The organism is Amycolatopsis sp. NPDC050768 (assembly GCF_040654155.1).
Classification (GTDB): Bacteria; Actinomycetota; Actinomycetes; order Mycobacteriales; family Pseudonocardiaceae; genus Amycolatopsis.
Genome location: NZ_JBFAHL010000006.1, coordinates 24,432 through 50,478, shown reverse-complemented (window position 1 = coordinate 50,478; position 26,047 = coordinate 24,432). Strand labels below are relative to the sequence as shown.

The 26,047-nt window shown below is 71.2% G+C and carries 27 protein-coding genes and 1 riboswitch; of the genes, 18 read left to right on the top strand and 9 right to left on the bottom strand.

What is annotated here, in order from left to right; translation table 11 throughout:
- The first annotated feature begins 15 nt into the window (after positions 1-15).
- The gene (locus AB0H62_RS18855) at positions 16-489 is read left to right on the top strand and encodes a bifunctional nuclease family protein (RefSeq protein WP_091613264.1); all 474 of its coding nucleotides are present in this window, start codon (positions 16-18) and stop codon (positions 487-489) included.
- A 61-nt stretch (positions 490-550) separates the two neighbouring features.
- On the opposite strand, the gene AB0H62_RS18850 is transcribed toward AB0H62_RS18855, so the two are convergent.
- Complete coding sequence (locus AB0H62_RS18850) at positions 551-1,186, bottom strand: TetR/AcrR family transcriptional regulator (protein ID WP_354875946.1); 636 nt, start codon at positions 1,184-1,186, stop codon at positions 551-553.
- A 256-nt stretch (positions 1,187-1,442) separates the two neighbouring features.
- On the opposite strand from AB0H62_RS18850, the gene AB0H62_RS18845 reads away from it, so the two are divergent.
- Positions 1,443-2,024, top strand: a complete 582-nt coding sequence (locus AB0H62_RS18845) for a MerR family transcriptional regulator (RefSeq protein ID WP_220240879.1) — start codon at positions 1,443-1,445, stop codon at positions 2,022-2,024.
- A 41-nt stretch (positions 2,025-2,065) separates the two neighbouring features.
- Positions 2,066-2,166, top strand: a riboswitch (glycine riboswitch).
- 341 nt (positions 2,167-2,507) lie between these two features.
- Here the strand turns inward: AB0H62_RS18845 and AB0H62_RS18840 are convergent.
- Complete coding sequence (locus AB0H62_RS18840; protein WP_220240878.1) at positions 2,508-2,870, bottom strand: nuclear transport factor 2 family protein; 363 nt, start codon at positions 2,868-2,870, stop codon at positions 2,508-2,510.
- 181 nt (positions 2,871-3,051) lie between these two features.
- Here AB0H62_RS18840 and AB0H62_RS18835 point away from each other — a divergent pair, with 181 nt between their 5' ends.
- Together AB0H62_RS18835 and AB0H62_RS18830 are read left to right on the top strand one after the other, a co-directional pair.
- Positions 3,052-3,861: a helix-turn-helix transcriptional regulator gene (locus AB0H62_RS18835; RefSeq protein ID WP_255638041.1), complete on the top strand. Its 810-nt coding sequence runs from the start codon at positions 3,052-3,054 to the stop codon at positions 3,859-3,861.
- Positions 3,862-3,963: 102 nt separating this feature from the next.
- Complete coding sequence (locus AB0H62_RS18830) at positions 3,964-4,788, top strand: aldo/keto reductase (RefSeq protein WP_220240877.1); 825 nt, start codon at positions 3,964-3,966, stop codon at positions 4,786-4,788.
- An 81-nt stretch (positions 4,789-4,869) separates the two neighbouring features.
- Here AB0H62_RS18830 and AB0H62_RS18825 read toward each other — a convergent pair whose 3' ends face one another.
- The 6 genes from AB0H62_RS18825 to AB0H62_RS18800 all read right to left on the bottom strand — a co-directional run bounded on the left by AB0H62_RS18825 (position 4,870) and on the right by AB0H62_RS18800 (position 10,429).
- Positions 4,870-5,571 carry a substrate-binding domain-containing protein gene (locus AB0H62_RS18825; RefSeq protein WP_220240875.1) on the bottom strand — a complete coding sequence of 234 codons (702 nt, stop codon included), beginning with the start codon at positions 5,569-5,571 and terminating at the stop codon, positions 4,870-4,872.
- A gap of 118 nt (positions 5,572-5,689) precedes the next feature.
- Positions 5,690-6,571: a 3-methyladenine DNA glycosylase gene (locus tag AB0H62_RS18820; RefSeq protein ID WP_220240874.1), complete on the bottom strand. Its 882-nt coding sequence runs from the start codon at positions 6,569-6,571 to the stop codon at positions 5,690-5,692.
- Positions 6,568-7,611 carry a hemolysin family protein gene (locus AB0H62_RS18815; RefSeq protein WP_220240872.1) on the bottom strand — a complete coding sequence of 348 codons (1,044 nt, stop codon included), beginning with the start codon at positions 7,609-7,611 and terminating at the stop codon, positions 6,568-6,570. Before AB0H62_RS18815 ends, AB0H62_RS18820 begins: the two co-directional genes overlap by 4 nt.
- Positions 7,608-9,023, bottom strand: coding sequence for a hemolysin family protein (locus AB0H62_RS18810; RefSeq protein ID WP_220240870.1), 1,416 nt, complete (start codon positions 9,021-9,023; stop codon positions 7,608-7,610). The genes AB0H62_RS18815 and AB0H62_RS18810 overlap by 4 nt, the downstream gene beginning before the upstream one ends.
- 208 nt (positions 9,024-9,231) lie before the next feature.
- Positions 9,232-9,798 (bottom strand): TIGR03086 family metal-binding protein, encoded by a 567-nt coding sequence (locus AB0H62_RS18805; RefSeq protein ID WP_220240868.1) that lies wholly within the window; start codon positions 9,796-9,798, stop codon positions 9,232-9,234.
- Between the two features lie 43 nt (positions 9,799-9,841).
- Entirely contained in the window at positions 9,842-10,429 is a 588-nt protein-coding gene (locus AB0H62_RS18800; protein WP_220240866.1) for a TetR/AcrR family transcriptional regulator, read from the bottom strand.
- A gap of 184 nt (positions 10,430-10,613) precedes the next feature.
- On the opposite strand from AB0H62_RS18800, the gene AB0H62_RS18795 reads away from it, so the two are divergent.
- From AB0H62_RS18795 to pip, 5 genes are read left to right on the top strand one after another with little or no spacing between them, the layout of a single operon-like run.
- Positions 10,614-11,009: a hypothetical protein gene (locus AB0H62_RS18795; RefSeq protein ID WP_220240864.1), complete on the top strand. Its 396-nt coding sequence runs from the start codon at positions 10,614-10,616 to the stop codon at positions 11,007-11,009.
- On the top strand, positions 11,006-11,632 hold the full coding sequence (locus AB0H62_RS18790; protein WP_220240862.1) for a DUF3558 domain-containing protein: 627 nt from the start codon (positions 11,006-11,008) through the stop codon (positions 11,630-11,632). The genes AB0H62_RS18795 and AB0H62_RS18790 overlap by 4 nt, the downstream gene beginning before the upstream one ends.
- Positions 11,633-12,904 carry a hypothetical protein gene (locus tag AB0H62_RS18785; protein WP_360587128.1) on the top strand — a complete coding sequence of 424 codons (1,272 nt, stop codon included), beginning with the start codon at positions 11,633-11,635 and terminating at the stop codon, positions 12,902-12,904. It begins immediately after the preceding gene.
- Complete coding sequence (locus AB0H62_RS18780; protein ID WP_360587126.1) at positions 12,901-13,650, top strand: ESX secretion-associated protein EspG; 750 nt, start codon at positions 12,901-12,903, stop codon at positions 13,648-13,650. Before AB0H62_RS18785 ends, AB0H62_RS18780 begins: the two co-directional genes overlap by 4 nt.
- Positions 13,651-13,683: 33 nt before the next feature.
- Positions 13,684-14,634: a prolyl aminopeptidase gene (gene pip, locus AB0H62_RS18775; protein ID WP_360587124.1), complete on the top strand. Its 951-nt coding sequence runs from the start codon at positions 13,684-13,686 to the stop codon at positions 14,632-14,634.
- 96 nt (positions 14,635-14,730) lie between these two features.
- On the opposite strand, the gene AB0H62_RS18770 is transcribed toward pip, so the two are convergent.
- Positions 14,731-15,930: a Glu/Leu/Phe/Val dehydrogenase dimerization domain-containing protein gene (locus tag AB0H62_RS18770; RefSeq protein WP_360587122.1), complete on the bottom strand. Its 1,200-nt coding sequence runs from the start codon at positions 15,928-15,930 to the stop codon at positions 14,731-14,733.
- Positions 15,931-16,050: 120 nt separating this feature from the next.
- On the opposite strand from AB0H62_RS18770, the gene AB0H62_RS18765 reads away from it, so the two are divergent.
- From AB0H62_RS18765 to AB0H62_RS18725, 9 genes are all read left to right on the top strand, one after another.
- On the top strand, positions 16,051-16,977 hold the full coding sequence (locus tag AB0H62_RS18765) for a LysR family transcriptional regulator (RefSeq protein WP_220240854.1): 927 nt from the start codon (positions 16,051-16,053) through the stop codon (positions 16,975-16,977).
- A gap of 178 nt (positions 16,978-17,155) precedes the next feature.
- Positions 17,156-18,418 carry a glutamate-cysteine ligase family protein gene (locus tag AB0H62_RS18760; RefSeq protein ID WP_220240852.1) on the top strand — a complete coding sequence of 421 codons (1,263 nt, stop codon included), beginning with the start codon at positions 17,156-17,158 and terminating at the stop codon, positions 18,416-18,418.
- Positions 18,415-19,764, top strand: a complete 1,350-nt coding sequence (gene egtB, locus AB0H62_RS18755; protein ID WP_360587120.1) for an ergothioneine biosynthesis protein EgtB — start codon at positions 18,415-18,417, stop codon at positions 19,762-19,764. The genes AB0H62_RS18760 and egtB overlap by 4 nt, the downstream gene beginning before the upstream one ends.
- A gap of 5 nt (positions 19,765-19,769) precedes the next feature.
- Complete coding sequence (egtC, locus tag AB0H62_RS18750; RefSeq protein ID WP_360587118.1) at positions 19,770-20,534, top strand: ergothioneine biosynthesis protein EgtC; 765 nt, start codon at positions 19,770-19,772, stop codon at positions 20,532-20,534.
- On the top strand, positions 20,531-21,502 hold the full coding sequence (gene egtD / locus AB0H62_RS18745; protein WP_220240846.1) for an L-histidine N(alpha)-methyltransferase: 972 nt from the start codon (positions 20,531-20,533) through the stop codon (positions 21,500-21,502). The genes egtC and egtD overlap by 4 nt, the downstream gene beginning before the upstream one ends.
- Positions 21,503-21,548: 46 nt before the next feature.
- Entirely contained in the window at positions 21,549-21,965 is a 417-nt protein-coding gene (locus AB0H62_RS18740; RefSeq protein WP_220247750.1) for a nitroreductase family deazaflavin-dependent oxidoreductase, read from the top strand.
- Positions 21,966-22,077: 112 nt separating this feature from the next.
- A complete protein-coding gene (locus AB0H62_RS18735; protein ID WP_360587115.1) occupies positions 22,078-23,226 on the top strand; it encodes an EfeM/EfeO family lipoprotein in 1,149 nt (382 codons plus the stop codon).
- Positions 23,223-24,380 (top strand): Dyp-type peroxidase, encoded by a 1,158-nt coding sequence (locus AB0H62_RS18730; protein ID WP_360587113.1) that lies wholly within the window; start codon positions 23,223-23,225, stop codon positions 24,378-24,380. Before AB0H62_RS18735 ends, AB0H62_RS18730 begins: the two co-directional genes overlap by 4 nt.
- Positions 24,377-26,002, top strand: a complete 1,626-nt coding sequence (locus tag AB0H62_RS18725) for an alkaline phosphatase family protein (protein ID WP_220240842.1) — start codon at positions 24,377-24,379, stop codon at positions 26,000-26,002. The genes AB0H62_RS18730 and AB0H62_RS18725 overlap by 4 nt, the downstream gene beginning before the upstream one ends.
- Positions 26,003-26,047: the final 45 nt, after the last annotated feature.

Genomic DNA, 26,047 nt, shown 5'->3' with positions numbered 1-26,047 from the left:
GGGAGGCGAAACCCGATGAGCGAGATGCGCGTCGTCGGTGTGCGGGTGGAGCTGCCCGCCAATCAGCCGATCTTGTTGCTGCGGGAAACCGACGGCGAGCGCTACCTGCCGATCTGGATCGGCTCGGTCGAGGCCACCGCCATCGCCTTGGAGCAGCAGGGAGTACGACCCGCCCGGCCACTGACCCATGACCTCCTCAAAGAGGTCATCGGGGCGCTCGGCCGCGAGCTGGAGCAGGTCGTGATCACGGACCTGAAGGAAGGCACCTTCTTCGCCGAGCTCGTCTTCGACGGTGACATCCGGGTGTCCGCGCGCCCCAGCGACTCGGTCGCGCTGGCGCTGCGGATCGGGGTCCCCATCCACGCCGTGGACGCGGTGCTGGAGGAGGCGGGCCTGATCATCCCGGACGAGCAGGAGGACGAGGTCGAGAAGTTCCGCGAGTTCCTCGACTCCGTGTCCCCTGAAGACTTCCGCGGCGCCGACACCTGAGCCGCCGGCGGCGGGAACGCGGTCGTGCACCACGTTCCCGCCTTGCTTTCGGGCGGCGTATTCACCGCTTCGGAGCAGTCGCCCGCTCGAAGAGGTCGGCGATTTCCCGCCCGTAGCGGTCGAGGTCGGTCGACGGATCGGCCGCATACGCCGTCGCCACCCCGTCGATGGCCTGTGCGATCGACATCGCCATCACCTCCGGCGCGAACTCTCCGAACACCCCCTCGTCCTGACCCTGCTTGAGCTGGCGCTGCACGCCGCCCACCCGCAGCTGGCCCACGAGCACCGAGGTCATCGCCCAGCCGTCCGCGTCGTCGGCGTTCGCCGAGAGCTCCGCGAGCACCCTGACGCATTCCGGGTAGTCGCGCAGGAACGCCACCGACGTCTCGATGTGGGCCCGCAGGTTGCCCGGCCGGTCGCCGGGGTCGAGGTCCTTGCTGCGCTCCTGCAGGAACATCGCCTTCGTCTCGGACACCGTGCTCAGCACGGCCTGCATGAGCCCGGCCTTGTTCGTGAAGTGGTAGGAGATCATGCGCGTGCTGCTCAGGCCCGCGCGTTCCTTGATCTTGGCGAAGGTGGTGCGTGCGTAGCCGTGGTCGGCGATCGTGGCGATGGTCGCCGCGATGATCTGCGCCCGGGTCGTCGCCTCCGTGACGCTCAGCCCGAGTTCCGCTTGCGTGTCGAAATTTACTCGCATGAGTAACAAGTTACTCAGCCAAGTAATTAGTGTCAACCCGTACGACGAACGGACTAAAGGCTCAAGACGAGCTTGAGGTGCGCCGCGCGTCGCGTTGACCGGCCCGCGGCGCGGCCTTACCGTCGAAGGCGGTAAATCGTCACGATGTGATTCTCCGACCGGAGCACGATCGTGGCGGTTCTCCCCGGCCGATCCCGCTCCTGGGCTCGACCGGCTGTCATTCGCCGGCCGCCAGGTCGGGCGAAGGGAGGCTTGCGTGGTCGAGGCTGGTAGTCCGGAGAGGCCGCCCGTTCGTGCCGCCGATGGCGAGCAGGGCGAGCTGTTCCCCGACGCCTCCCTTCCGGACGAGCTCGTGGGGTACCGCGGTCCCGCCGCGTGCCAGATCGCGGGGATCACGTACCGCCAACTCGACTACTGGGCCCGGACGAAGCTGGTCGCGCCGAGCATTCGCACCGCGCACGGTTCGGGCTCGCAGCGGCTGTACTCGTTCAAGGACATCCTCGTCCTGAAGGTCGTGAAGCGGCTGCTGGACACCGGGGTCTCGCTGCAGAACATCCGGGTCGCGGTGGAGCACCTGCGCGTACGCGGCGTGCGTGACCTCGCGAAGGTCACCCTGTTCTCCGACGGCACCACGGTGTACGAGTGCACCTCGCCCGAAGAGATCGTGGATCTGCTCCAGGGCGGGCAGGGCGTGTTCGGCATCGCCGTGAGCGGCGCGATGCAGGAGATCAGCGGCACGATCCACGAGTTCCCCGCCGAACGCGCCGACGGCGGCGTGATCGAATCGGTCGTCCCGGACGAACTCACCCAGCGCCGCAACTCCCGCCGCACCGGGTGATCACCGCCCGCGAGCGCAAGGTATTCTGAGCGCGCGGTCGACGAACCCGCGCGGGAGAGACCGAGCCGGCATCCACGAGCTCGGCGCCGAAGGAGCAAGTCCTCCCCGGAACCTCTCAGGCACCCTGGACCGCGCGGATGAGACGCCTCTGGAAAGTGGGCCCGCTGGACACCACCGGCCGGTTCCGCCGACGGTGCAAACCCGGGTATCCACGCGGGCGAAACTCTCAGGCGCCCCACGGGGTACGGACAGAGTGGGGAGGACCTCGGACCCGGTGGTCATCGGGTCCGAGGCCGGATGGTTCAGACCTCCGGACCACGATCTTTTCCGGGCGGGCTTCGCTGTGGTCTGAACCTCGCGAGGCTGCCGGATTTCGCACCGCCGGCACACGCATTCCTGTGATCCACGTCTCATCGGCCGTCCACTGTGGAGCAACGGCGGACCCGCTCGATCGCGAGTCCGCCGCGCTCGTGCACCACGACCTCAGCCCGGGATCTTGTCCAGGAACCCGTGCACCTTGGCGATCCGGCCGTCGGCCAGCTCGACGACGTCGAACCCGATCGCGATCGGCTCGTCGGCGCCCGGCGCCGTGAGGTACCACTGGAACCGCGCCAGGTCGTGGTGGGCGTCGGGCGCCTTCGGCAGGCTGAAGGTCAGCCCGGCGAACTGCGCCTGCGCGCCGCCGATGAACCCGTCGATGCCGTCGTGGCCGGTCACAGAGCCCAGGGGATCGGTCATGGACGCGTCGGGCGTGAAAACCTCGGCGACGAGGGCACGACGGCGCTCGGCGTCGGTCTCGTTCCAGATCGCGATGTACTGCTCGACAGTGCTCGTCACGTCGGACACGGGGAAACTCCCTTTGCTTGGCGGACAACGGGTTCGCCGTCCTGATGTCACCAACACTGGTGTGCCGGGCGCGGTTCGTCGATTACGCCGGAGGTAACGGCCGCACCCTTGCCTGCGCTCCCCCCGGCGATTACCCGCAAGGTAATGGCCTGAGCGCGGGCGGACCCGTAGCGTCGGGGGCGTGACGACTTCGGTGAAGGCCCCGGCACGGCGCGCGGTCGGCGAGCTCCTGCGGGAGTGGCGCGACCGGCGCCGCATCAGCCAGCTCGACCTCTCGATCGCCGCGGACATCTCCACACGGCACCTGAGCTTCGTCGAGACCGGCCGCTCGAAGCCGAGCCGGGAGATGGTGCTGCGCCTCGGCGAGCACCTCGAAGTGCCGCTGCGCGAACGCAACCGCCTGCTGCTGGCCGCCGGCTACGCCCCCGCGTACGGCGAGACCGAGCTGAGCGCGCCGGAGCTGACGGCCGTGCGCGACGCCGTCCGGCTGCTGCTCACCGGCCACGAACCGTATCCCGCGGCCGTGGTCGACCGCGGCTGGAACCTCGTCGACGCCAACACGAGCCTCGGCGTGCTCATCGAGGGCGTGGCGCCGGAACTGCTGGCACCGCCGGCGAACGTCCTGCGCGCGACCCTGCACCCCGACGGCATGGCCCCGAACGTGCTGAACCTGGGGGAGTGGCGGGCCCACCTGCTGGGCCGCCTGCGGCGTCAGGTCGAGCAGACGGCCGACGCGGGTCTCGCCGAGCTGCTGGCGGAGCTGCGGGAGTACCCGTGCGACCAGCCGGTGCCCGAGGTCGAGATACCTGGGCCAGGTGACATCTTCGTCCCGCTGCGCTATCGCCACCGCGGCACGGAGCTCACGTTCTTCAGCACGGTCGCGACCTTCGGCACCCCGCTCGACGTGACGGTCGCCGAGTTGGTCATCGAGTCCTTCTACCCGGCGAACCCGGAGACGGCCGAGTACCTGCGCGCCCAGGCGAGCGCCTGAGCCGGACCGCTCGATCGTGCGGCGGGGTGACGAGCCGGTGGACCGGGGGAGTGGAAGGATCGGAGAGGTCACCCCAGGACACCGCAGTGAGGATCCGCCTTCATGGCCAACCCGCCCCTGCTCACCCTGAACAACTCCGTCACCGTCCCGCAGCTCGGCTTCGGTGTCTACCAGGTCCGCGCCGCGCAGGCCGGGAAGGTGATCGGCGCCGCGATCGAAGCGGGTTACCGCAGCATCGACACCGCCGCGATGTACGGCAACGAGGCCGAGGTCGGCGAAGCGATCCGCGCTTCGGGCCTGCCCCGGGACGAGTTCTTCGTGACCACGAAGCTGTGGAACGATCAGCACGGGTACGACAACGCGTTGCGTGCCTTCGACCACAGCGCCGCCGCGCTCGGGCTGGAGCAGATCGACCTGTTCCTGATCCACTGGCCGCAGCCGCGCCGCGACCGCTACGTGGAGACCTGGCGGGCGCTGGAGCAGCTCTACCAGGACGGGCGGGTGCGGGCGATCGGTGTGTCGAACTTCGGCATCACGCATCTGCGCCGGCTGCTGGACGAGACCGACGTGGTCCCGGCCGTGAACCAGGTCGAGCTGCACCCGTGGCTGCAGCAGCTGCCGCTGCGCACGTTCCACGCCGAGTACGGCATCGCCACGGAGGCGTGGAGCCCGCTCGCGCGCGGCCGGCTGCTGGCCGACCGCGTGATCACGGCGCTCGCGGCCAAGTACGGCAAGACGCCCGCCCAGCTCGTGCTGCGCTGGCACCTGCAGATGGGCACGATCGCCATCCCGAAGTCGGCGACGCCGGCGCGGATCCGGGAGAACTTCGCCGTGTTCGACTTCGAACTCGCCGACGACGACCTCGCGGCGCTGGCCGAGCTCGACAACGGCACCCGCACGGGCGCCGACCCCGACACCTTCGGCTGAGTCACGCCGCCCGGCGAACGGAAAACGGCCGGCCCCAGGAATTCCGGGACCGGCCGTTTCGGCGCTTTCGGCTGACGCGGCTCAGGACGCCCGGATGCCGGCGGCCGCGAAGTCGGCCAGCTGGGCGGGCTCCTTGAGGTACGCGCGGAAGCTCTGCGTGGCGCGCTGCTGGTTCTCGTCGGTGGTGGCGCCGCCGACGGACGACGCCGCGAGGCCCACGAACGGGTAGTCGGCGGGCGGGCCAGAGCCGATCGGCATCGCCGGCGAACCGATGAGCTCGGGCTTGGCGTCGGTCAGCTGCGTGACCCAGTACGACGACTCGGGGACCCAGCCGTCGGGCAGGCCGCCGATGGTCGAGAGGTCGGTTTTGCCCGTCAGCGCGTCGAGCACCTCCGACGACGACTTGGTCGTGACGTTGACCTGGAAGCACGCGCCGTGCACGGGGGTCAGATCGGCGTCCCAGCGGTGCGCGGCGGCCTCGACGGGCTTCGCGATCTGCGGGGTGACGACGAGCTTGATGGTGGTCCGGTTCCCGCCGCAGCTGGCGGCCTGGGCCTCTGCGCGGTTGTTGAGCACGCTGTCGGCCCAGTTCCAGCCGAAGACGCCGAGTGCGACCAGGACGACGAGCCCGGCACAGGCGATGGGCCACTTGGCGATCCGGCGGCGCGGGGCCTTCGCGGCGACGATCCGGTGTGAGCCCGTCGTCTCGCTGCGGCCTTGCTGGCGCTTCGGCGGATCGAGAGGGTGCGGCACCGGCTCTTCGGCCAGTGTGTGTCGCCCCATCGTTGTCCTTTCGAGATGTGCGCACACGCGCTGCTATGCAATCAAACCGTTATCACTCTAACAGGTTAGCGACCCTCGGTGAATATTGTGACTCAGAGTTGCACGGTCTGTACACAATTCACCAAGTGCCGCCGAGCAGGTGACGGCAGAGCGCGATCAGCCGAGCCCGCAGCGGCGCCGCCCGGCGCGCGAAGCCGCCTTGCGCGCGGGCGTACTCGGCCCGCCCTTCGGGCGTCTCGATGCGCACAGGAGAGTAGCCGTAGGCCAAAAGGTCGTACGGGCTGGCCCGCATGTCGAGCTCCCGGACGTCGGCCGCGAGCTCGAAGCAGTCGGCCACCAGCTCCGCCGGGACGAACGGGTCGAGCTTGTACGCCCACTTGAACAGATCCATGTTCGCGTGCAGGCACCCCGGCTGCTCCAGCTCGACCTGGTTCTCGCGGACCGGCTCGAGGGTGTTGCGCGGCCGTGCCGGGTCGGTGAAGAACCGGAACGCGTCGTAGTGCCCGCAGCGGATCTCGAGCGACTCGACCACCGTGTCCGTGCCGGCCGAGCCGAGCCGCAGCGGCACGTGCGAGTGCCGCACGGAGTCGGCCGGCTCGCGGTACACCATGGCCCACTCGTGCAGGCCGAAGCAGCTCAACCGCGGGGAACGGCTCGCCGTGGCTTCCAGCAGCCGCAGCACGAAATCCGCCGTCCGGACCCGGCGTTCGGTGAAGGCGGCCGGGTCGAGCGTCACGCCGGCGGCCGTCTCGACGAAGGCCGGCCGGTCGAGGAAGCGCCGCGCGGCCGGGCCGGCGAGCACCACGCCCGGGCCCGGCTGCCAGCGTTCGAGGTGCCCGGGCCGGTACGAGTAGTACGTGAACAGGAAGTCGAGCACGGGGTGCTTCTCATCTCGCGCCCGGCGTTCCTGGTGCGGCACGGTCCACGCGCGCATGCGCTCGACGTGTTGGGCCTGACGTGCCTGCCACTCCGGTCCCGCGAGGACGAGCGGCCCGGTCATGCCGTCACGTGCGTGCCGTCGCGAACGGTGCCCACGTACTCCTCGACGAGGTCCTCCAGCGCGACGACACCCACGGCCTTGCCGGCGGCGTCGAGCGCCCGCGCGAGGTGGCTGCCTTCCTTGCGCATGGCCGAAAGCGCCACGTCGAGCCGCGCGTCGGCGCGAAGCTCCGTGAGCGGCCGGGTCTTCGAGTCCGGCACGCTCGTGTCCGGGCTCTGGCCGACGAGGTCGAGCACGTCCTTCACGTGGATGTAGCCGGTGAGCGTGCCGTCGTCGGTGCAGACCGGGAACCGCGAGAACCCGGTCGAGGACACCGCGCGTTCCACGTCGCCGAGCGTCGGTCCACAAGGGAGGGTGGTCAGCTGCGCGGTGGGCACGAGCACGTCGGACACCGTCTTCTCGACCGACGACAACGTCTGCGAAAGCCGTTGGTGCTCCGACTGTTCGAGCAGTCCCTCGCGCCGCGACTCACTGAGCAGCTCGGCCAGCTCGTCGGAGGTGTAGGCCGTTTCCAGCTCGTCCTTCGGCTCCACCTTCACCAGGCGCAGGAACGAGTTCGCCACGAGGTTGAGGAACCAGATCACCGGGTTCGCGAGCTTCACCCACGCCACGTGCGCGGGCACCAGCCACAGCGCGAGCCGTTCCGGCTCGGCGATGGCGAGGTTCTTCGGCACCATCTCGCCGATCAGCACGTGGAGCATCGTGATGAACGCCAGCGCGATCGCGAACGAGATCGGGAACAGCAGCTGTTCGGGCAGGTTGAGCAGGTCGAAGAACCCGGAAAGCCGGTGCGCCACGGCGGGTTCGCCCAGCCGGCCGAGCAGCAGCGAGCAGATGGTGATGCCCAGCTGCGCGCCCGCGAGCATCCGCGAGACGTTCCTGCTCGCGTTGATCACGATCCGCGCGCGCGTCTTTCCCTGCTCCAGCAACGCTTCCAGGCGGTCGCGCCGCGAGGAGATCAGGGTGAACTCGGCGCCGACGAAAAACGCGTTGGCGAGCAGCAGCACCACGACCAGGGCGATGTTCAGCCAGTCGTTCACGCGACCACCTCGCGTTCGGTGACCGGCTGCGGCGCGGCGTTCCGCTTCGGCGCAGCGGCCGGGTCGTGGCCGGTGTTCTGGTCGGTGTTCTGGCCCGGCCCGGGTTCCACGGGCCGCACCTCGACCTCGGCGATGCGGTGGCGGTCCATGCTCGTGACGGTGAGCCGCCAGCCGTCGACGACGGCGGCGTCACCCTCGGCGGGGATGCGGCCGAGGCGTTCGAGGATCAGGCCGGCGATCGTCTCGTAGTCGCCGTCGGGCATGCGGAAGCCGGTGACCTCGCTGACCTCGTCGGAGCGCAGCTGGCCCGACACGAGCCAGCTGTCCGAGCCGACCTGCTGCGACGCCGGGGCTTCGCGGTCGTCGTGCTCGTCGCGGACGTCGCCGATGATCTCCTCGACCACGTCCTCCAGCGTCACCAGCCCGGCCGTGCCGCCGTACTCGTCGACGACGATGGCGAGCTGGTAGCGGGAGTCGCGCAGGCGGTTGAGCAGGTCGTCGCCCGAGAGCGACTCGGGCACGGTCGGCACAGGGCGCATGACCGAGCCGATGCGCACGGTGGCGCGCTCTTCGCCGGGCACGGCGAAGGCCTGCTTCACGTGCACAGCGCCCTGCACGTCGTCGAGGTCCTCGCGGTAGACGGGAAACCGCGAGAAGCCGGTGCGGCGCGAGATCTCGATGAGGTCGTTGATCGTGTCGTCCACGGTCAGCGACTCGACCTGCACGCGCGGGGTCATGAGCTCGTCGGCGGTGCGCTCACCGAAGCGCAGCGAACGGTCCAGCAGCTCGGCCGTGGACGTGTCCAGCTTCCCGCTCTCGGCGCTGGAGCGCACGATCGAGCCGAGCTCCTGCGGCGAGCGCGCGGACCGCAGCTCTTCCTGCGGCTCGACGCCGAACTTGCGCACCACGAAGTTGGCGCTGTTGTTCATGAGCGTGATGAGCCAGCGGAACAGCGCGGAGAACCGTGAGTGGTAGCCGGTCACCGCGCGGGCGGTCTGCAGCGGGCGCGCGATCGCGATGTTCTTCGGCACCATCTCGCCGAGGATCATCGACAGGAACGTGGCCAGCACCAGTGCGACGGCGATCGACGCGCCGGCCGCGACGGCTTCGGACAGGCCGAACGCGTCGAAGGCCGGCCGCACGAGCTCGCCGATGAGCGGCTCGGCGAGGTAACCGGTGATCAGCGTGGTGAGGGTGATCGCGACCTGGGCACCCGAGAGCTGGAAGCTCAGCGTGCGGTGCGCCTTCTGCACCGCGAGCGAGCGGCGGTCGCCCACCTGGCGCACGTCGGCGTCGACGGTGCTGCGCTCGAGGGCGGTCAGCGAGAACTCGGCGGCGACGGCGAGGCCGGTGCCGATCGTGAGGAGGATGAAGACCAGCACACCGCCCACGGAGAGCAGGACGTGGGTCATGCCGCACCGTCCGGGACGCGAGAAGGAGCGGTGGAGGCTAGCGGGCAGCCGGGTTGTCGACCCGGCCCGGTACTGTCACCGGGCGATTGCGCGGCGCGCACGTGTGGAGTCACTCCTAGCAAGGGAATCGGCTTGTACTGCGACGATGCCGACAATCTTAACGTGCTCCGGACGCCGGACGGGTGACAGCCGGGTGAAGCGGTGTGGCTCAGCGCGGCTGCCGGCCCAGGAGCGCCACGAGCCGCGTCGCGTCGTCCGCGGAGCGCCCGACCGCGACCGGCGGCTCGAACAGGCCGATGCCCTGCCAGTCGTCGACCCACGGGCGCACGACCTCGAGCAGGCGGGCCGCCAGGTCCGCCGGGATGGGGTTCGGCTTGCCGAGCGCCGTCGCGAGGTCCCAGGCGTGCACGGCGAAGTCGATGGACATCTGCCAGCCGTACTCTTCGGCCGGGATCAGCCCGAAGGAGACGTGGACGGTGCGCTGCGGCACGCCCGGCACCAGCCACGCCTCGCGCGCCGTGGCCGCCGACGTCTCCCAGGCGGCGACGGGATCGTCGCCGAGCCGGTCGCCGTCGAAGCGGTCGCCGACGTCGTCGAGGGTGGCGCCGTCGAGCAGCGGCGGGACCCACAGCTGTTCGACGACGAGGTGGTTCACGAGGTCGCGTACGGACCAGTCGGCGCAGGGGGTGTCGCGGCCCCAGTCACCGGGTCCGATCTCGTGCACGGCCCGGTCGAAGAGGGCGAGAGACTGTCCGTGCGCGTCGAGGATCTCCACGGCCACATTCAACACGAAAGCGACCGCGGCGCAGTGTGAGCACCTATCGGGTGGCCCCGGGCCGGTGGCGCCGGACGGTCTCCTCGACCAGGTCGAGCACGGGGCCGAGGTCGTCGCCGGGCAGTCCCATCGCGAGGTGGGAGACGAGGCCTTCGAGCACGAGCTCGAGGAACGCGGTGAGCACGTCCACGTCCACGTCGTCGCGCAGGTTGCCGGCCTCGCGCTGGCGCATGAGCCGTTCGCGCGTCGCGGTGGTCAGCTGCTCGGAGCGCTCGGCCCAGCGGCCGCGGAACTCGGGGTCGGTGCGCAGCCGCCGCGACACCTCGAGCCGTGTGCCCAGCCAGTCGGCGGGGTGTTCGCTGTCGCCGGAGAGCAGCTCGCGCATGACCTGCACGAGGCCCTGTTCGGCGACGACGTCGGCCATCCGCACGGCGTCGTCCTCGGCGAGTGCGAGAAAAAGCGACTCCTTGTCGCGGAAATGGTGGAAGATGGCTCCGCGGGACAGACCCGTGGCCTCCTCGAGGCGGCGGACTGTGGCACCCTCGTATCCGTAGCGGGCGAAGCACACGCGCGAACCGTCGAGGATCTGGCGCCGGCGTGCGTCGAGGTGATCCTGGCTGACCCGGGGCATCCTGGAATCCTGACATCTGGGACGGGGTTCTTGCAATCCGTACGTACGTACTGTGACGTGGAGTCGCCGGAACCGCCACCCCCTTTTCTTCGTCTCACCTCGGCCACGTTCTGCTGACACGGACGTGGCCGGTGACTACGCTGTGCGCCATCACGGTGAGTGAGACTGGGGAGAGGAACGAGCCTTGATCATCGGCGAAGCGGGCCGCGCGGCCCAAACCGTCTTCGGCGACGTCTCCGGCCGTGGCCCCGTGTACGGCGGTGGGAGCGGTGGCGGCGGCACCTTCGAGATGGAGCCCGCGGAGCTCGACGCCGTGATCGGCCTGTGGGAAGACCAGTTGACGAAGATCACCGCGGACGGCCGCAAGATCGTGGACATCGTCGCGGCGTTGAAAGCTCCTGGGAAGGATCCCGCCAGCAGCGGTTACGCCACCACCGGTGGCGACTCGTTGCGCGCGCTGCAGGAGCAGAACGATTCGATGCGCCAGTACGTGCAGGGCTACGTCGCGAAGCTGAAGGCGGCGAAGGACAAGACCGTGGCGACCGACCAGGCGAACGCCGAGCTCGGCCAGGCACGATGAGGGGAGCCAGCGCGAGGGCGGCGGGGTGCGCCGCGCTCGTGGTCGTGGCCGCCGTGGTGGCGGCCGGGTGTTCGGCACCCACCGCGGGCACCGCGCAGCCGGCTCCGAGCAGTGCCTCCGGCACCGCCCCCGATTCCCGTGCGCCGAAGGTGACGGACCCCCTCGATCCGGCCGCGTACCTGGGCAAACCTTGCGCGCTCGTGCCGGAGAGCGTGCTGGCCCCGCTGCGCTATCCGGCGCAGGGCGAAGCAACGGTGAGCGGGCCGTTCGCCGAGGCGGGGCCCGGCTGTGGCTGGCAGATCGGTGCCGAAGGGCTCAGCGTCCAGATCATCATCGGCACGGGGAACCGCGACCAGGGGATGGGCGGCCTCGCCGGTATCTACCGCGCGAAGGACGCGGGGCAACTGGGCTTCGTGGACCCCGCTCCCTCGGTGGCCGGTCACCCCGCGGTGTTCAGCGATCTCAGCGACCGCAGGGCTCGCGGGAACTGCACCCTCTGGGTGGGTCTCTCGGACGAGCTCGCCTTCGCCACGGCGGCCCAGGGTTATCAAGGCGAGCAGGATTCGTGCCAGGTCGCGGAAACCGTGGCAGGCGCCGTCGTCGGCACACTCAAGGGGGCTTAGGTGGACGGCAAGCAGATCTACGAGAACTTCAGAACCGGCAACACCTCGGGGCTGCGGACCGCGGCCACGCAGGTGCAGGAGCTGTCGTCGGCATACCTGGAGCGGGCGCAGAGCATCAATGACCTGCAGGACCGCATGGCGAAGTCGTGGACGGGCAACGGTGCCGACGCCGCCAACGCGGGCGCGGGCCCGCTGGAGAAGGCGTTCGCGGACACCGCGGACCCGCTCGACATGACCAACGCGTCGGTGGACATGCAGGCGAGCAGTTTCGAGGACTCGAGCCACGCCGTGGTCGAGGTGCCGCCGAAGCCGGACAAGCCGAGCCCGTGGACGACGGGGCTGAAGGCGGCGATCCCGATCGCGGGGCCGTTCATGGCGGCGCACGACCAGAACTCGTACCAGGACAAGCTGAACAAGTACAACGCCGCCAACGACACCAACGTGCGCGTGATGGACCAATACAACGGCGTCACGACGAGCACGAAGTCGGTGCTGCCGACGCAGTACGGCACGCTGGAGTCCGACGGCGCGGCGATCCGGCTGTCCACGCCGGCGCCGCCGGGGCACGTGACCGTCCCGGGGTCGCTCGGGAGCACCACGCCGGGCGGGACGACGGGGACCGGGACCGCCGGGCAGACCCCGGCCACCGGCTTCCACGGCACCGGCGAGCAGGTGATCACGGGCGGCCACACCGGCACCGGCCACACCGGCGGGACGGGCGGCACCGGCCACACCGGGGAAACCGGCGGGACCGGCGGTACGCACCACCCGGCGGACACGACCACCACGCAGAGCAGCACCGGCGGCACGAACACCGCGGTCCCGCCGGCCACGTCGACGTGGCCGGACCCGACCTCGAGCCGGGGTGGCACGGCGTTCGTCCCGGACCCCGGCCAGACCCCGACGTCCGGCCCGACCGGCCTCATCGGCGGCGACCCCGCAGGCACCGCGGGCCGAGGCGCGTCCGGCGGCCGGTTCGCGGGCGGCACGGGGGGCCAAGCCGGCGCGGCAGAAGGCCGCGCGCTGCGTGGCGGTGCCGCTGCGCGGTCCGGCGTCGGTGGTCTGAACGCCGTCGCGGCCGAAGAAGCCGCTGCCGCGCGGGGCGCCGCGGGGAGCCGCGGGACATCGATGGGACCGGGGGGTGCCGCCGGCCGCCGCGGGGAAGAGGAGGAGGACGCCGAGCACCGCCGTCCCGACTTCCTCGTCGAACCCGACCCCGACGCCCTCTTCGGCACCGATCAGCGGACGATCCCGCCGGTCATCGGCGAGTGACGGCCGTGGCCGGACGGGTCGACGTACCGCTGGAAGCGCTCGCGGCGCTCGCCGCGCGGGAGCAGGTCGGGTCGTTGCACGTGACGCTGCGCCCCGAACCGGTGTGGCTGTCGGACCTCGAACGCGAGGAGGCCGCCAAGCGGATCGACGACGCGCTCGCCGTGGCCGGCCTCGTCGACCGGCGCGGCCGCGCCACCGTCGACTTCCTCGACTGGCTGCCGCTGCTGTCGCGGCCGGCGGAGGAGTACTACGGCTGGGTCGCCACGGGCGGGCGCACCTACGGCGTGCTCGTCGCCGCGAGCGGGCTGCAGGCGGTGCTCGCCGTGTCCGACGGTGAGCACGTTGGCGTGCAGGAGATCGACCGGCAGCGGCTGGTCGAGACCCTTGTGGAGCAGCTCCCGGTCGTCGGGGCCGGTGGCGGCGTCCCGCGTTCGGTCCGTGTCTCCGACCTCGCGGACGCCGCGCGCCGCGGCGAGGACGCGTACCCGCTCGAACCCGAGCTGGCCGACGTCGTCAGCCTGGTGCGGCGCCCGGTCCACGGCAGCGGTGAGCTGTACGTCGCCCGCCGCGACGAAGTCGGCCGCCGCCTGTGTGTGGACGAACCCCTGCACTACGCCGACAGCGACTGGGGCCGCTACCTCAGCCACACCGCCGGCTCCGGCGCCGAAGCCGTGATCCACCTCGGCCCTGCCGCACCCGCCCAGCTGTGCCGTGCGCTGTGGGAGCTGGCCGCGGACCTGCTCTGACCCGCCGGAAGGCTCCGTCGAAAAGGACGTGCCGTGCCTGGACTGCACCCCGAGACCACCCCGTACCGCACCGGAATGCTCGACGTCGGCGACGGCAACGCCGTGTACTGGGAGGAGTGCGGCAACCCCGCCGGAAAACCCGCCCTCGTCGTGCACGGCGGACCCGGCAGCGGCTGCCTGCCGGCGCACCGGCGGTTCTTCGACCCCGATCGTTACCGCGTGGTGCTGTTCGACCAGCGCGGCTGCGGGCGCAGCACGCCGTACGCGGGCGAGCCCGTCGCCGACCTCTCGGCCAACACCACCCCGCACCTGCTCGCCGACATGGAACTGCTGCGGACCACGCTCGGCATCGACACCTGGCTGCTGTTCGGTGGGTCCTGGGGGTCGGCGCTCTCGCTGCTGTACGCCGAACGTCACCCGGAGCGCGTCAGCGAGCTCGTGCTCCTCGGCTTGGCCACCGACCGGCAGGCCGAGCTGGACCTGCTCACGCGGGGGCTCGGCGCGGTGTTCCCGGCGGCGTTCGCGAAGTTCCGCGACGGCGTGCCGGAGGCCGAGCGCGACGGTGACCTGGCCCGCGCGTACCACCGGCTGCTGATGGATCCCGACCCCGCCGTCCACGAAACCGCTGCCCGGCGCTGGTGCGAGTGGGAAGACGCGATGCTCTCGATCGAACCGGCGGCGTCGCGGTTCACCGACCCCGCGTACCGGCTGGCGTTCGCGCGGCTCGTCACGCACTACTTCGCCAACGGCTGCTTCAGCGAGGACGGCGCCATCCTGCGCGACACCCACCGGCTCGCGGGGATCCCGGCGGCGCTGGTCCAGGGCTCGCTCGATCTCGGCAACCTGGTCGGCACGCCGTGGCTGCTGGAACGGGCGCTGCCGGACGCGGAGCTCCTGCTCGTCGGCGACTCCGGGCACACCACGGCCACCGGCTCGATCAGCGAGGTCCTCGTCGGCGTGCTCGACCGGTTCGCCCGGTCCTGAGCTCCCCGAAATTCTGGAACACCGGGAAGTTCCGCGCGGTGCCCCGCCCCGTCTCGGGGCACCGCGCGACCCCCGGTCCCGAGGGGCTGCGGCCTGCTACGGGATGAGAAGGGCAGGCGCACCCTCGTTCGCCTGCGTCTCAGCCGCCCGGGCGGCGCGGGTGGTCTCGGCCAGCTGCAGGCCGGTCACGCGCGGCGGCACGCGGTCGAGGTTCCACTCGGCCAGCAGCAGCGCCACCTTCGCCTGCATCTCCGTGCGCAGGCGAAGGAATGAGTCGGCCGGGTCGGCGCCCACCTCGCCGAGCAGCAGCCACCACGCCCACGCGGCGGCACCCGCGTTCGCGACGAAGTCCGGGATCACCGCGACACCCCGTGCGGACAGCGAGGCCTCGGCCTCGGGCGTCGTCGCCGCGTTCGCGGCTTCCACCACGACCTTGGCCTTCACGAGGTTCTCGTTGTCCACGCGCAGCGCGTAGGAGATCGCGGCCGGCACGAGGATGTCGGCGTCGGTCGCCACGACCGCCTCGCGTGGCAGGGTGCGGACGCCTTCGGGCAGCCGCGAACGGTCCACCTCGCCGAAGCGGTCGCGCAGGTCGAGCAGCGCCGGCACGTCGAGGCCTTCGGGGTCGTAGAGCGTGCCCGCCGCGTCGGCCACGGCGACGACCTTCACGCCGGCTTCGTGCAGGTACCACGCGGCCCCGCCGCCCATGGTGCCGATGCCCTGGATCGCGACGGTCGTTTCGGCCGCGTCCCAGCCCCACGCCGAGGCGGCGCCCAGGCAGGCCTGCGCCACGCCGTAGCCGCCGATCACGTCACCCAGCAGGAGCCCGCCGGGCACGGGCGCGTTGAGCCCGGCCTGCACGCGCCGCAGCGTGCGCCCGGGATCGGCCGAACGGTGGATCGCGGCGTGGTAGGACTGCTGCAGCCCGAGCTTCTCGAACACGGAGTCGATGAGGTGCTGTGGCACGCCGAGGTCCTCGGCGGTCACCCAGCTGGCGTCGAGCCACGGGCGCAGGAACTCGCAGAACCGCGTGAGCACGCTGAACGCCCGCGGGTCCTTGGGGTCGAAGTCGATGCCGCCCTTGGCACCGCCGACGGGGAGGTTGAACGTGGCCGTCTTGTTCGCCATCCCGCGGGCGAGGTCCTCGACCTCGCCCATCGTGCAGCCCGCCCGCATTCGCGTGCCGCCCGTGGCGACGCCGGACACCAGGCTGTGCACGACCAGGTAGCCGTGCGCGCCGGTGATGGGGTCGGTCCACGTCAGCCTCATCAACGGTTCGGCGTTCGGCGAAAGCATCGGGCCACTCACCTCCAAGAGTCGGGGGCGGCCCTGCTCGGCCGCCGCTTTCGAGGGTGCGGTCGCGACCGCCTTCGCGTCCAGTTAACGAAGCTGCACGAAGTTGTTTAGGGTTTCTGTATGGAGCTTTCGTTGCACCGCCTGCGGATGCTCCGGGAGCTGCGGCGCCGGGGGACGGTCACCGCTGCCGCGGTGTCGCTGCACTACACGGCTTCGGCCGTGTCGCAGCAGCTGGCGCAGCTCGAACGGGACGTGGGCGCGAAGTTGTTCGAACGGCTGGGCCGGCGTGTGCAGCTGACCGAGCTCGGCGTGCTGCTGACCGAGCACGCCGAGGAGATCCTGGGCTCGGTCGAGCGCGCGACGCTGGCGCTGGAGGAAGCACAGGGCTCGATGTCGGCGCGCCTCACCGCCGGGGTGTGGGCGTCGGTGGCGTCCGGCCTGCTGCCCACCGCGCTCACCGCGCTCGCCGCCGAGTACCCCGGGATCCAGCTGAAGACGCGGGAGCTGGCCCCCGAGGACACCGCGGAGGCGGTGCGCGACGGCACGCTCGACCTGTCGTTCGTGATCGACTATTCCGACGCGCCGACGCGGTGGGACAACGGGCTGGAACGCGCGGTGGTGGCCATCGAACGCCTGCACGCCGCGGTGCCGGCGGGCGCGTTCCCCACCGGTTCGGTGTCGCTCGACGAGCTGGCCGAGCACCCGTGGATCCTCGCGAGCCCGAAGTCGCACTTCGGCCGTGCGATGCGCATGGCGTGCCACCGCCACGGCTTCTCGCCGAAGATCAACCACGAGGTCGAGGAGCAGTCGACGGCCATGGCCATGGTGGGCGCCGGCCTCGGGGTCACGCTCGTGTCCGACCTCGGGCTGCGGCTGCTGCGGCCGCCGGGCATCGACGTGGTCACGCTGACGACGCCGCTCCTGCGCACGGTGTCGATCGCCTACCGGCGTACCGAGATCCGGCGCCCGGCGTTGCACCTCGTGATCGGGGCCGTGCAGTCCGCGGCCGCGGAGCTCGGATTGGGCACCGAACCTGCCCTGCCCTGATCATCCGGACGGAGCAGCGTGCCGGAACTTCAGGAGAAACACCCAGGTCAGGAGTCCTTACGAGAGTCTTGTGGATCTCGCGCGTACTCGCGGGCACCTGATTTTGTCAGACCCTCCGTGTAGCGTCCGAAGGCGAGAGGTTCCACCCCGCGGACCTCCTTGACTCGGACGGCGAACGATGACTGCGGTGCACGATTTTCCGGAGAAGTCCGGAAGTGCGTCGAACCTCACCGCGCGGGTGCTTTCGGACCGCGCGGCCGGGGAGGCGTACGTCGCCTCGGTGTGTTTCAAGCACGGCCCACCGAGACTGCTGGGCGTGGAACTCGAGTTCACGGTGCACCACGCCGAGGACCCGGCCCGCCCGCTCGACCCCGATGTCCTGGCCACGGCGCTGGGCCCGCACACCCCGCGGACACTGCGCCCCGACAGTCCGGCCACCCCGCTACCGGCAGGCTCTCCCGTGAGCCTCGAGCCCGGGTGCCAGGTGGAGATCTCCGCTCTTCCTCAGGCCTCGCTGCCAGATCTGCTCGCAGTCGTCTCGGCCGACCTCTCCCATCTCGCCAGCCTGCTGGCCCGGCACGGACTCGTGCTCGGCGAGTCGGGCATCGACGCCCACCGTCCGCCCCGGCGCGCCCTGCGCACTCCTCGCTACGCCGCGATGGAGCGCCGGTTCGAGCCGATCGGCGAAGGCGGGATCACCATGATGTGCAGCACCGCCGGGCTGCAGATCTGTGTGGACACGGGGGAAGCAGACCAGATCGCGGCGCGCTGGGAGGCGGCGCACGTGATGGGGCCGCCGCTGCTCGCCGTGTTCGCCAACTCCCGGGTGCACGCCGGTCGCGACACCGGCCTCGAGTCCGCGCGCTGGCTCGCGGTGCTCGAGACCGAACCGGTTCGGACCCATTCGGCCGAGCCTGGTCCAGACCCCGCCGCCGACTGGGGCCGGCGGATGATGGACACGCCGTTGATGGTGCTGCCCCGCGGCGAGCGGCCGTGGGACGCGCCGGACGGGCTCACGTTCGCCGACTGGATCGACGGCCGCGGTGCGGCCGGGGTGCTGCGCCGCCCGACGGCGGAGGACCTCGACTATCACCTCACCACGATGTTCACCCCGGTGCGGCCCCACGGGTACCTGGAGATCCGGTACCTCGACGCCCAGCCGCCCGGCGAGTGGCTGCCCCCGGTCGCCCTCGTCTGGGCCCTGCTCGCCCGTCCGTCCACAGTGGACGAGGTGCGCCGGTTGTGCGCGCCGGTGGCGGGCCGCTGGGTCGACGCCGCGGCCCGGGGTCTTGCCGACGACGCCATCGCCGCCGTCGCGCGCAAGCTCGTGGAGCTCGGCATCGCCGAGCTGCCCGCCACGGGCCTGCCGGCCGCAACCATCACGGAGATCACCGAGAGCGTGCGCACACGCGTGAACGGATCGAGGAGTCAGGAGCGATGAGCGTTACCCCGGAACACAACCCGCTGCTGGAGCTGAGCCCGCAGAACCTGCGGGCTCACGCGGCCGAGGCCCTCACCCGGGCGCGGGCGCGCAGCGTCGTCCTCACCGACGCCGTCGACGACGAGGACCTGGTCCGCCAGCACTCGAAGCTGATGTCGCCGCTGGTCTGGGACCTCGCGCACATCGGCAGCCAGGAAGAGCTGTGGCTGGTCCGCGACGTGGGCGGGCGCGAGCCGCTGCGCCCGGACATCGACGACCTCTACGACGCGTTCCAGCACGCGCGCGCCGACCGGCCGGCCCTGCCGCTGCTCGGCCCGGCCGAGGCCCGCGCCTACGTGCGTGAGGTCCGTGAGAAGGCGTTCGACGTGCTGGAGACCGCGCCGCTCGACGGCAGCCGGCTCACCGAGAGCGCGTTCGCGTTCGGCATGATCACCCAGCACGAGCAGCAGCACGACGAGACCATGCTGGCCACTCACCAGCTCCGCAAGGGCGAGCCGGTGCTGCACGCGCCGGAGCCGCCTCCCGCGCGGGCGGGCCGGCTGCCCGCCGAGGTCTTCGTGCCGGCCGGCCGCTTCACCATGGGCACCACGGCCGAGCCGTGGGCGCTGGACAACGAGCGCCCGGCCCACGAGATCGACGTGCCGGCGTACTTCCTCGACACCGGCGCGGTCACGTGCGGGGCCTACGTCGAGTTCCTCGAGTCCGGTGGCTACGACGAGCGGCGGTTCTGGAGCGAGCCCGGCTGGGCGTATCGGCAGGAGCACGACATCACGGCGCCGCGCTTCTGGCACCGCGAGCCGAGCGGCTGGTGGCGCACGCGGTTCGGCGTGCACGAGCCGGTGCCCGTGAACGAGCCCGTGGTGCACGTGTCGTACTACGAGGCCGAGGCGTACGCCGCGTGGGCGGGCAAGCGGCTGCCCACCGAGGCGGAGTGGGAGAAGGCCGCGCGCCACGACCCGGCGACGGGCCGTTCGCGGCGCTTCCCCTGGGGCGACGAGGAACCGACGGCCGAGCACGCCAACCTCGGGCAGTGCCACCTGCGCGCGGCCGAGGCCGGCGCGTACCCGGCGGGGGCGTCGCCGCTGGGCGTGCACCAGCTGATCGGCGACGTGTGGGAGTGGACGAGCACCGACCTCCACGGCTACCCGGGGTTCGTGGCGTTCCCGTACCGGGAGTACTCGGAGGTGTTCTTCGGCCCGGAGTACAAGGTGCTGCGCGGGGGTTCGTTCGGCACCGACTCGGCGGCGATCCGCGGCACGTTCCGCAACTGGGACTACCCGATCCGGCGGCAGATCTTCTCCGGCTTCCGCTGCGCCCGTGACGCCCGGCCCGGCGAGGTGAACTGAACGGCATGTGCCGGCACCTCGCGTACCTCGGCGCGCCGATCTCGCCCGCCGAGCTCGTGTTCGCGGCGCCCCACGCGCTGCTCGTGCAGTCGTACGCGCCGCTCGACATGCGCGGCGGCGGCTCGGTCAACGCCGACGGTTTCGGCCTCGGCTGGTACCCCGAGCCCGGAGGCGCGCCGCAGCGCTACCGGCGCGCGTCTCCACTGTGGACGGACCAGACGCTGCCCGCGCTGGCCGCCTCGGTCTCGACCACGGCGTTCGTCGCCGCGGTCCGCAACGGCACCACCGGGATGCCGGTGACCGAGGCGGCCGCGGCGCCGTTCACCGACGGGCGGTGGCTGTTCAGCCACAACGGCGTGGTCCGCGGCTGGCCCGGTTCGATGGCCGGGCTGGCGAAGACCCTCGACGTCACCGAGCTGCTCACACTCGAGGCGCCGACCGACGCGGCGCTGCTGTGGGCGCTGCTGCGCGCCCGGCTTCGGGACGGAGCCGACCCGCTGGCCGCGGTCACCGACCTGATCGCCGAGGTCGAGGCCGCGGCCCCGGGTTCGCGGCTGAACTTCCTGCTGACCGACGGCACCACGCTGATCGGCACCACGTGGACGCACGCGCTGTCGGTGCGGTCCATGACCGGCGGTGTGGTGCTGGCGTCCGAGCCGTGCGACCCGGACCCGGCCTGGACCCCCGTTCCCGACCACCACGCCGTGCGCGTCACCGCGGCCGGCGTCGAACTCCTTCCCTTGACCCTGGATCGGAGCACCACCTCATGACGGAAGTGGATCTCGAAAGCCATCGCCGCGACGTCGCGGGCGAGCTTCGCGCGGACGTGCGAGCGGGCCTGGCGGCGGAGCAGAAGTGGTTGCCGCCCAAGTGGTTCTACGACGCCGAGGGCAGCGAGCTGTTCGAGAAGATCACCGAGCTGCCCGAGTACTACCCGACCCGGAGCGAGCGTGAGGTGCTTGCCGCGCGCGCCGGTGACGTCGCTCGGCTCACCGACGCGCACACGCTCGTCGAGCTCGGTTCCGGGTCCAGCGAGAAGACGCGGCTGCTGCTCGACGCGTTGACCGAGCACGGCACGCTCGAGTCGTTCGTGCCCCTGGACGTCTCGGAGTCGGCGCTGGCCGAAGCCGCCGAAGCGATCGCGGCGGACTACCCGAAGCTGGAGGTGCGCGGCGTCGTCGGCGACTTCACCCAGCACCTGAACCTGCTGCCGGGCACCTCGCCGCGCGTGGTGGCGTTCCTCGGCGGGACGATCGGCAACTTCCTGCCCGACGAGCGCGCCGTGTTCCTGCGCTCGGTGCGCGACGTGCTCGACGAGGGCGAGTGGCTCCTGCTGGGCACCGACCTGGTGAAGGACCGCGAAACACTGGAACGCGCCTACGACGACGCGGCCGGGGTCACCGCCGCCTTCAACGGCAACGTGCTCCGGGTCATCAACTCCCGGCTGGGGGCGAACTTCGACCTCGACACCTTCGAGCACGTTTCGCACTGGAACGCCGAGGACGAGTGGATCGAGATGTGGCTGCGCGCGCGGCACGAGGTCACCGTCGACATCCCGGGCGCCGACCTGCAGGTGCGTTTCGCCGCGGGCGAGCACATCCGCACGGAGATCTCCGCGAAGTTCCGCCGCACGGGCGTCGAGGCGGAGCTGGCCGCCGCCGGTTTCGCCGTCGAGCGCTGGTGGACGGACTCCCAGGAGCGGTTCGGGGTGAGTTTGGCAAGATCTGTGCGTGCGTAACCCCCTCGAGCCCTTCGCTCGCAAGCTCGGCACCAGGCCCTTCGTGATGACGCTGTCGCGCGGCATCATCTGGACCGACCAGAAGCTGCACCGCTTCTTCGGCGGGCGGGTGAGCCTGGTCGGCATCGCGGGCCTGCCGTCGCTGCGGCTGACCACGACCGGGCGCAAGAGCGGGCTGCCGCGCAGCACGAATCTGCTGTACTTCCCGCACGGCGACGACTTCGTGCTCACGGGCTCGAACTGGGGCCGGCCGAACAACCCGGCCTGGACCTACAACCTGCGCGCGGATCCCAAAGCGACAGTCGGGATCCGCGCGCGGGTCGTGGAGGTCAAGGCCCGGGAGCTCGAAGGCGCGGAGTACGACCGGATGTGGTCCGAGCTGCTCGCGTTCTGGCCGGGCTACGAGATGGAACGCGTCGCGGCCGGGCGGCCGTTGCCGGTGTTCGTGTTGTCGCGAAAGTGACGGCGTAGGACAGACCGCGCCCCAAAATCGGGCATAACGGGGCATAGCTCTTGTCAGGTGTGTGCGAATACGTGAAAGTGTTCGCCAGAAGTTCACCTGAGGGGAGTTGGTGGTGCGGCGATGGCGCTGGGCGGCGGTGGTCGGCCTGGTCGTGGTCGCCGCCGGCGTCGTGGTGGTCGTCGTCGACGCGGCCGGACCGGACGCCGAGGCCGGGCCGATCGTGGTGTCGCGGTCCGGGTGCGGTGCGGGCGGGGCGGCGCCGCCGCCGGGCCCGCAGACGCTGCAGGTGCGCAACACCGGCGCGGTGACCATGGAGGTCGAAGTCGTCGATCCCGCCACCGGCACCGTGTTCGGCGAGCTGGAGGGCGTGGGGTCCGGCACCACCCGAGCTCTGCCGGTGAACTTGGCCGACGGCGCGTACGCGCTGCGGTGCGCGCCGGAAGACGGCACTCCGTTCGTCGGGCCGGAGGTCCGCGTGAGCGGCGGCGCGCAGCGGCCGGGGCCCGCGGTCGTGCCCGTGACCAACGCCGACCTGCTGGAACCGCTCGAGAAGTACCACCACTACGTGGCCGAAGGGCTTACCACGCTGGCCGGGCAGACGGCCGCGCTCGACAACGCCGTCCACAATGGAGACCGCGAGGCGAGCGAACGGGCCTGGCTCACCGCGCACCTGACCTACGAACGGCTCGGCGCGGCCTACGACGCTTTCGGCGACGCCGACGGGGCCGTCAACGGCACCACGGCGGGCCTGGCCGGCGGTGCGGCGGATCCGGGGTTCACCGGGTTCCACCGTCTCGAGAACGGCTTGTGGCACTACGAGGACCCGGCCGCACTGGAGCCGGTGGCCAGGCAGCTCGACACGGATGTGCGGCAGCTGCGCACGGCGTTCGGCGACGCGCAGGTCGACCAGAACGACCTCGGCCTGCGCGCCCACGAGATCATGGAAAACACGCTGCAGTTCGAGCTCACCGGCCGCACCGACTACGGCAGCGGGAGCACACTCGCCACAGCCCAGGCCAACATCACCGGCACGCGCGCCGTGCTCGACGTGCTGCGGCCGTTGCTCGTCACCCGCTTCCCGGGGCTGGCGGACCTCGACGCGTGGCTCGACCGCACCGAACGCGATCTGCACGCGACACAGGGCACTTCTCTGGCGAACCTGACGCAGGCCCGGCGCGAGAAGATCAACGCCGACGTCGCCGAGCTCACCGAGCGCCTCGCGCCGATCGCGGCGATCGCCGAGCCGAGGAGGATCTCGTGACGCTCGGGCGGCGTGCGTTCTTGCGCGGGGCCGCGGCCGCCGGAGCCGGAGCGGGGCTCGTGGGCCTTGCCGGGAGCGCGTCGGCGACCGGGCCGGCGCCGTTCCACGGACCGCGCCAGGCCGCGATACTCGCCGAGCCGGCGCGGCATTCGATCGTCGCGGCGTTCGACGTGGTGGCGGAGAACCGGCAGGAGCTGACCGGCCTGCTGCGCGAGCTGACCGATCGCGCCGCGTTCCTCACCGCGGGCGGCGCACCGGCCGCGCTGGGGATCACCGGTCCGCCCGCCGACTCCGGCGTGCTCGGGCCCGAGGTGCCGGCGGGTGAGCTGGCGGTGCTGGTGGGCGTGGGCTCGTCGCTGTTCGACGACCGCTACGGCCTCGCCGCCCGCAAGCCCGCGAAGCTCAAGCCGATGCCGGTGTTCCCCGACGACGCCCTCGACCCGCGGTGGTGCCACGGCGACCTGAGCCTGGTCCTCACCGCGGCCGAGCCCGATACCGTGCTGCACGCCCTGCGCGACCTCACCCGGGCCACGCGCGGCGGCATGCAGGTGCGCTGGAAGATCGACGGCTTCACCTCACCGCCACGCCCGGCCGGCACACCCCGCAACCTCCTGGGGTTCAAGGACGGCACCGCCAATCCGCAGCCGTCCGAACTGGACCGTCTGGTGTGGACGGACGACGGCGGCAGCTACCAGGTCGTACGGCTCATCCGGATGCTCGTGGAGTTCTGGGACCGGGTATCGCTGTCGGAGCAGGAGAACATGATCGGCCGGCGCCGCGACACCGGCGCGCCGCTCGACGGCGCAGGCGAACTCGACGTGCCGCGCTACGCGGAGGACCCCGTCGGCACGGTGATCCCGCTGACCAGCCACATCCGCCTCGCCAACCCGCGCACGCCGCGGACCGACGGCGAGCGGATCCTGCGGCGCGCGGTGACCTACGACCGCGGCGTGGACTCCAACGGCAACCTCGACATGGGCCTCGTGTTCACCTGCTACCAGCGTGACCTCGAGAGCCAGTTCGAGGCGGTGCAGAAGCGGCTCGAAGGCGAGCCGCTCACGGACTACGTCTCGCCGTTCGGGGGCGGGTACTTCTACCTGCTCCCCGGCGTGACGGATCCGGCCGACCACTACGGCCGGACGTTGCTGGGATGAGCGGGAAGGGGCAGGTCGTGGGCAGGAGCAGGAGGACCGCGCTGGCGGCCGGGGCGCTGGGCACTGCCGTGCTGATGGCGGCGGCGTGTGCGAGCAGCGCCGCGTCGCCGGCGGTGCCGGACAAGGCCGTGGACGCGGCGAGTTTCCCGACCACGTCACCGATCAAGCACGTGGTGGTGATCTTCGGCGAGAACATCTCGTTCGACCACTACTTCGGCACCTACCCGGACGCCACCAACGAGAACGGCACCCCGTTCCACGCGGCACCGCACACGCCGAAGGTCAACGGGTTGGACCACAAGCTGCTCACGGACAACCCGAACGCCTACAACCCGAAACGGCTCGCTCCCGACCAGGCGCTGACGTGCGACCAGGCCCACGACTACAACAAGGAACAGGCCGCCTTCAACGGCGGGAAGATGGACAAGTTCGTCGAGAACACCGAGAAGGACAAGTGCACGGGCCAGCCCGTGCTGTTCGGTGAGCCCGGCCTGGTGATGGACTACTTCGACGGCAACACCGTCACCGCGATGTGGAACTACGCCCAGCACTACGCGCTCAACGACAACTCGTTCGACGCCGTCTTCGGCCCGTCCAGCCCTGGCGCGATCAACCTGATCTCGGGCCAGACCCACGGCCTGCAGCCCGTGGACTCGGTCACGGGCGAGCCGAAGGTCGACCCGAACACCGCCGCCTCGCCCGACGAGCACGGCGTCGGCACGATGATCACCGACCCGGACCCGGCTTTCGACGACTGTTCCGACAAGAACCACACCGCGACCGACAACCTGGGCGCCTTCCAGGGCCGCAACGTCGGTGACCTGCTCAACGCCAAGCACGTCACGTGGGGCTGGTTCGAAGGCGGCTTCAAGCCCACCGGCGCGGCCGGCGGCTACGCGGTCTGCGGCACCCAGCACCCGAACGTCGGCGGGCAGGCGGCCGTGGACTACAGCCCGCACCACGAGCCGTTCCAGTACTACGAGTCGACCGCCAACGCGAAGCACCTGCCGCCGAGCTCGCTCCACGCCGTGGGCCAGACCGACCAGGCCAACCACCAGTACGACGTGAGCGACTTCGACGACGCGCTGCGCACCGGCACCATGCCCGCGGTCAGCTTCCTCAAGGCACCGTCCTACCAGGACGGTCACGCCGGCTACTCCGACCCGCTCGACGAGCAGGCGTTCGTGGTCTCGGAGATCAACCGCATCCAGTCCTCGCCGCACTGGCGCGACACCGCGATCGTGCTCGCCTACGACGACTCCGACGGCTGGTACGACCACGTGCCCTCGAAGATCGTGAACGGCTCGCACGACTCCGCGCAGGACTCGTCGGTGTGCACCTCGCACCCGGTGCGCCTCGGCGGCTACGCCGACCGCTGCGGCTACGGCCCACGCCTGCCGCTGCTGGTGATCTCGCCCTACAGCCGGGCGAACCACGTCGACCACACCATGACCGACCAGACGTCGGTGCTGCGGTTCATCGAGGACAACTGGCGCCTCGGCCGCATCGGCGACGGCTCGTTCGACGCCTTGGCCGCGCCCCTCACCGGAATGTTCGACTTCTCGCACCCGAACGCGAAACCGCTGAAGCTCGATCCGAAAACGGGTGCCGTGGTCCGCTGACCCGCGGCGGTCGGCTGGTGATACGGCGAAGGCCGCTCCGGAAGC

What these genes read in the sequence shown, in the direction of transcription:
- AB0H62_RS18855 (WP_091613264.1), top strand. Translation starts at nt 16, where the DNA reads ATGAGCGAGATGCGCGTCGTCGGTGTGCGGGTGGAGCTGCCCGCCAAT.
- AB0H62_RS18850 (WP_354875946.1), bottom strand. Translation starts at nt 1,186, where the DNA reads ATGCGAGTAAATTTCGACACGCAAGCGGAACTCGGGCTGAGCGTCACG.
- AB0H62_RS18830 (WP_220240877.1), top strand. Translation starts at nt 3,964, where the DNA reads ATGGCCAACCCGCCCCTGCTCACCCTGAACAACTCCGTCACCGTCCCG.
- AB0H62_RS18825 (WP_220240875.1), bottom strand. Translation starts at nt 5,571, where the DNA reads ATGGGGCGACACACACTGGCCGAAGAGCCGGTGCCGCACCCTCTCGAT.
- AB0H62_RS18820 (WP_220240874.1), bottom strand. Translation starts at nt 6,571, where the DNA reads ATGACCGGGCCGCTCGTCCTCGCGGGACCGGAGTGGCAGGCACGTCAG.
- AB0H62_RS18810 (WP_220240870.1), bottom strand. Translation starts at nt 9,023, where the DNA reads ATGACCCACGTCCTGCTCTCCGTGGGCGGTGTGCTGGTCTTCATCCTC.
- AB0H62_RS18800 (WP_220240866.1), bottom strand. Translation starts at nt 10,429, where the DNA reads ATGCCCCGGGTCAGCCAGGATCACCTCGACGCACGCCGGCGCCAGATC.
- AB0H62_RS18790 (WP_220240862.1), top strand. Translation starts at nt 11,006, where the DNA reads ATGAGGGGAGCCAGCGCGAGGGCGGCGGGGTGCGCCGCGCTCGTGGTC.
- AB0H62_RS18770 (WP_360587122.1), bottom strand. Translation starts at nt 15,930, where the DNA reads ATGCTTTCGCCGAACGCCGAACCGTTGATGAGGCTGACGTGGACCGAC.
- AB0H62_RS18765 (WP_220240854.1), top strand. Translation starts at nt 16,051, where the DNA reads ATGGAGCTTTCGTTGCACCGCCTGCGGATGCTCCGGGAGCTGCGGCGC.
- AB0H62_RS18760 (WP_220240852.1), top strand. Translation starts at nt 17,156, where the DNA reads ATGACTGCGGTGCACGATTTTCCGGAGAAGTCCGGAAGTGCGTCGAAC.
- egtB (WP_360587120.1), top strand. Translation starts at nt 18,415, where the DNA reads ATGAGCGTTACCCCGGAACACAACCCGCTGCTGGAGCTGAGCCCGCAG.
- egtC (WP_360587118.1), top strand. Translation starts at nt 19,770, where the DNA reads ATGTGCCGGCACCTCGCGTACCTCGGCGCGCCGATCTCGCCCGCCGAG.
- egtD (WP_220240846.1), top strand. Translation starts at nt 20,531, where the DNA reads ATGACGGAAGTGGATCTCGAAAGCCATCGCCGCGACGTCGCGGGCGAG.
- AB0H62_RS18740 (WP_220247750.1), top strand. Translation starts at nt 21,549, where the DNA reads ATGACGCTGTCGCGCGGCATCATCTGGACCGACCAGAAGCTGCACCGC.
- AB0H62_RS18725 (WP_220240842.1), top strand. Translation starts at nt 24,377, where the DNA reads ATGAGCGGGAAGGGGCAGGTCGTGGGCAGGAGCAGGAGGACCGCGCTG.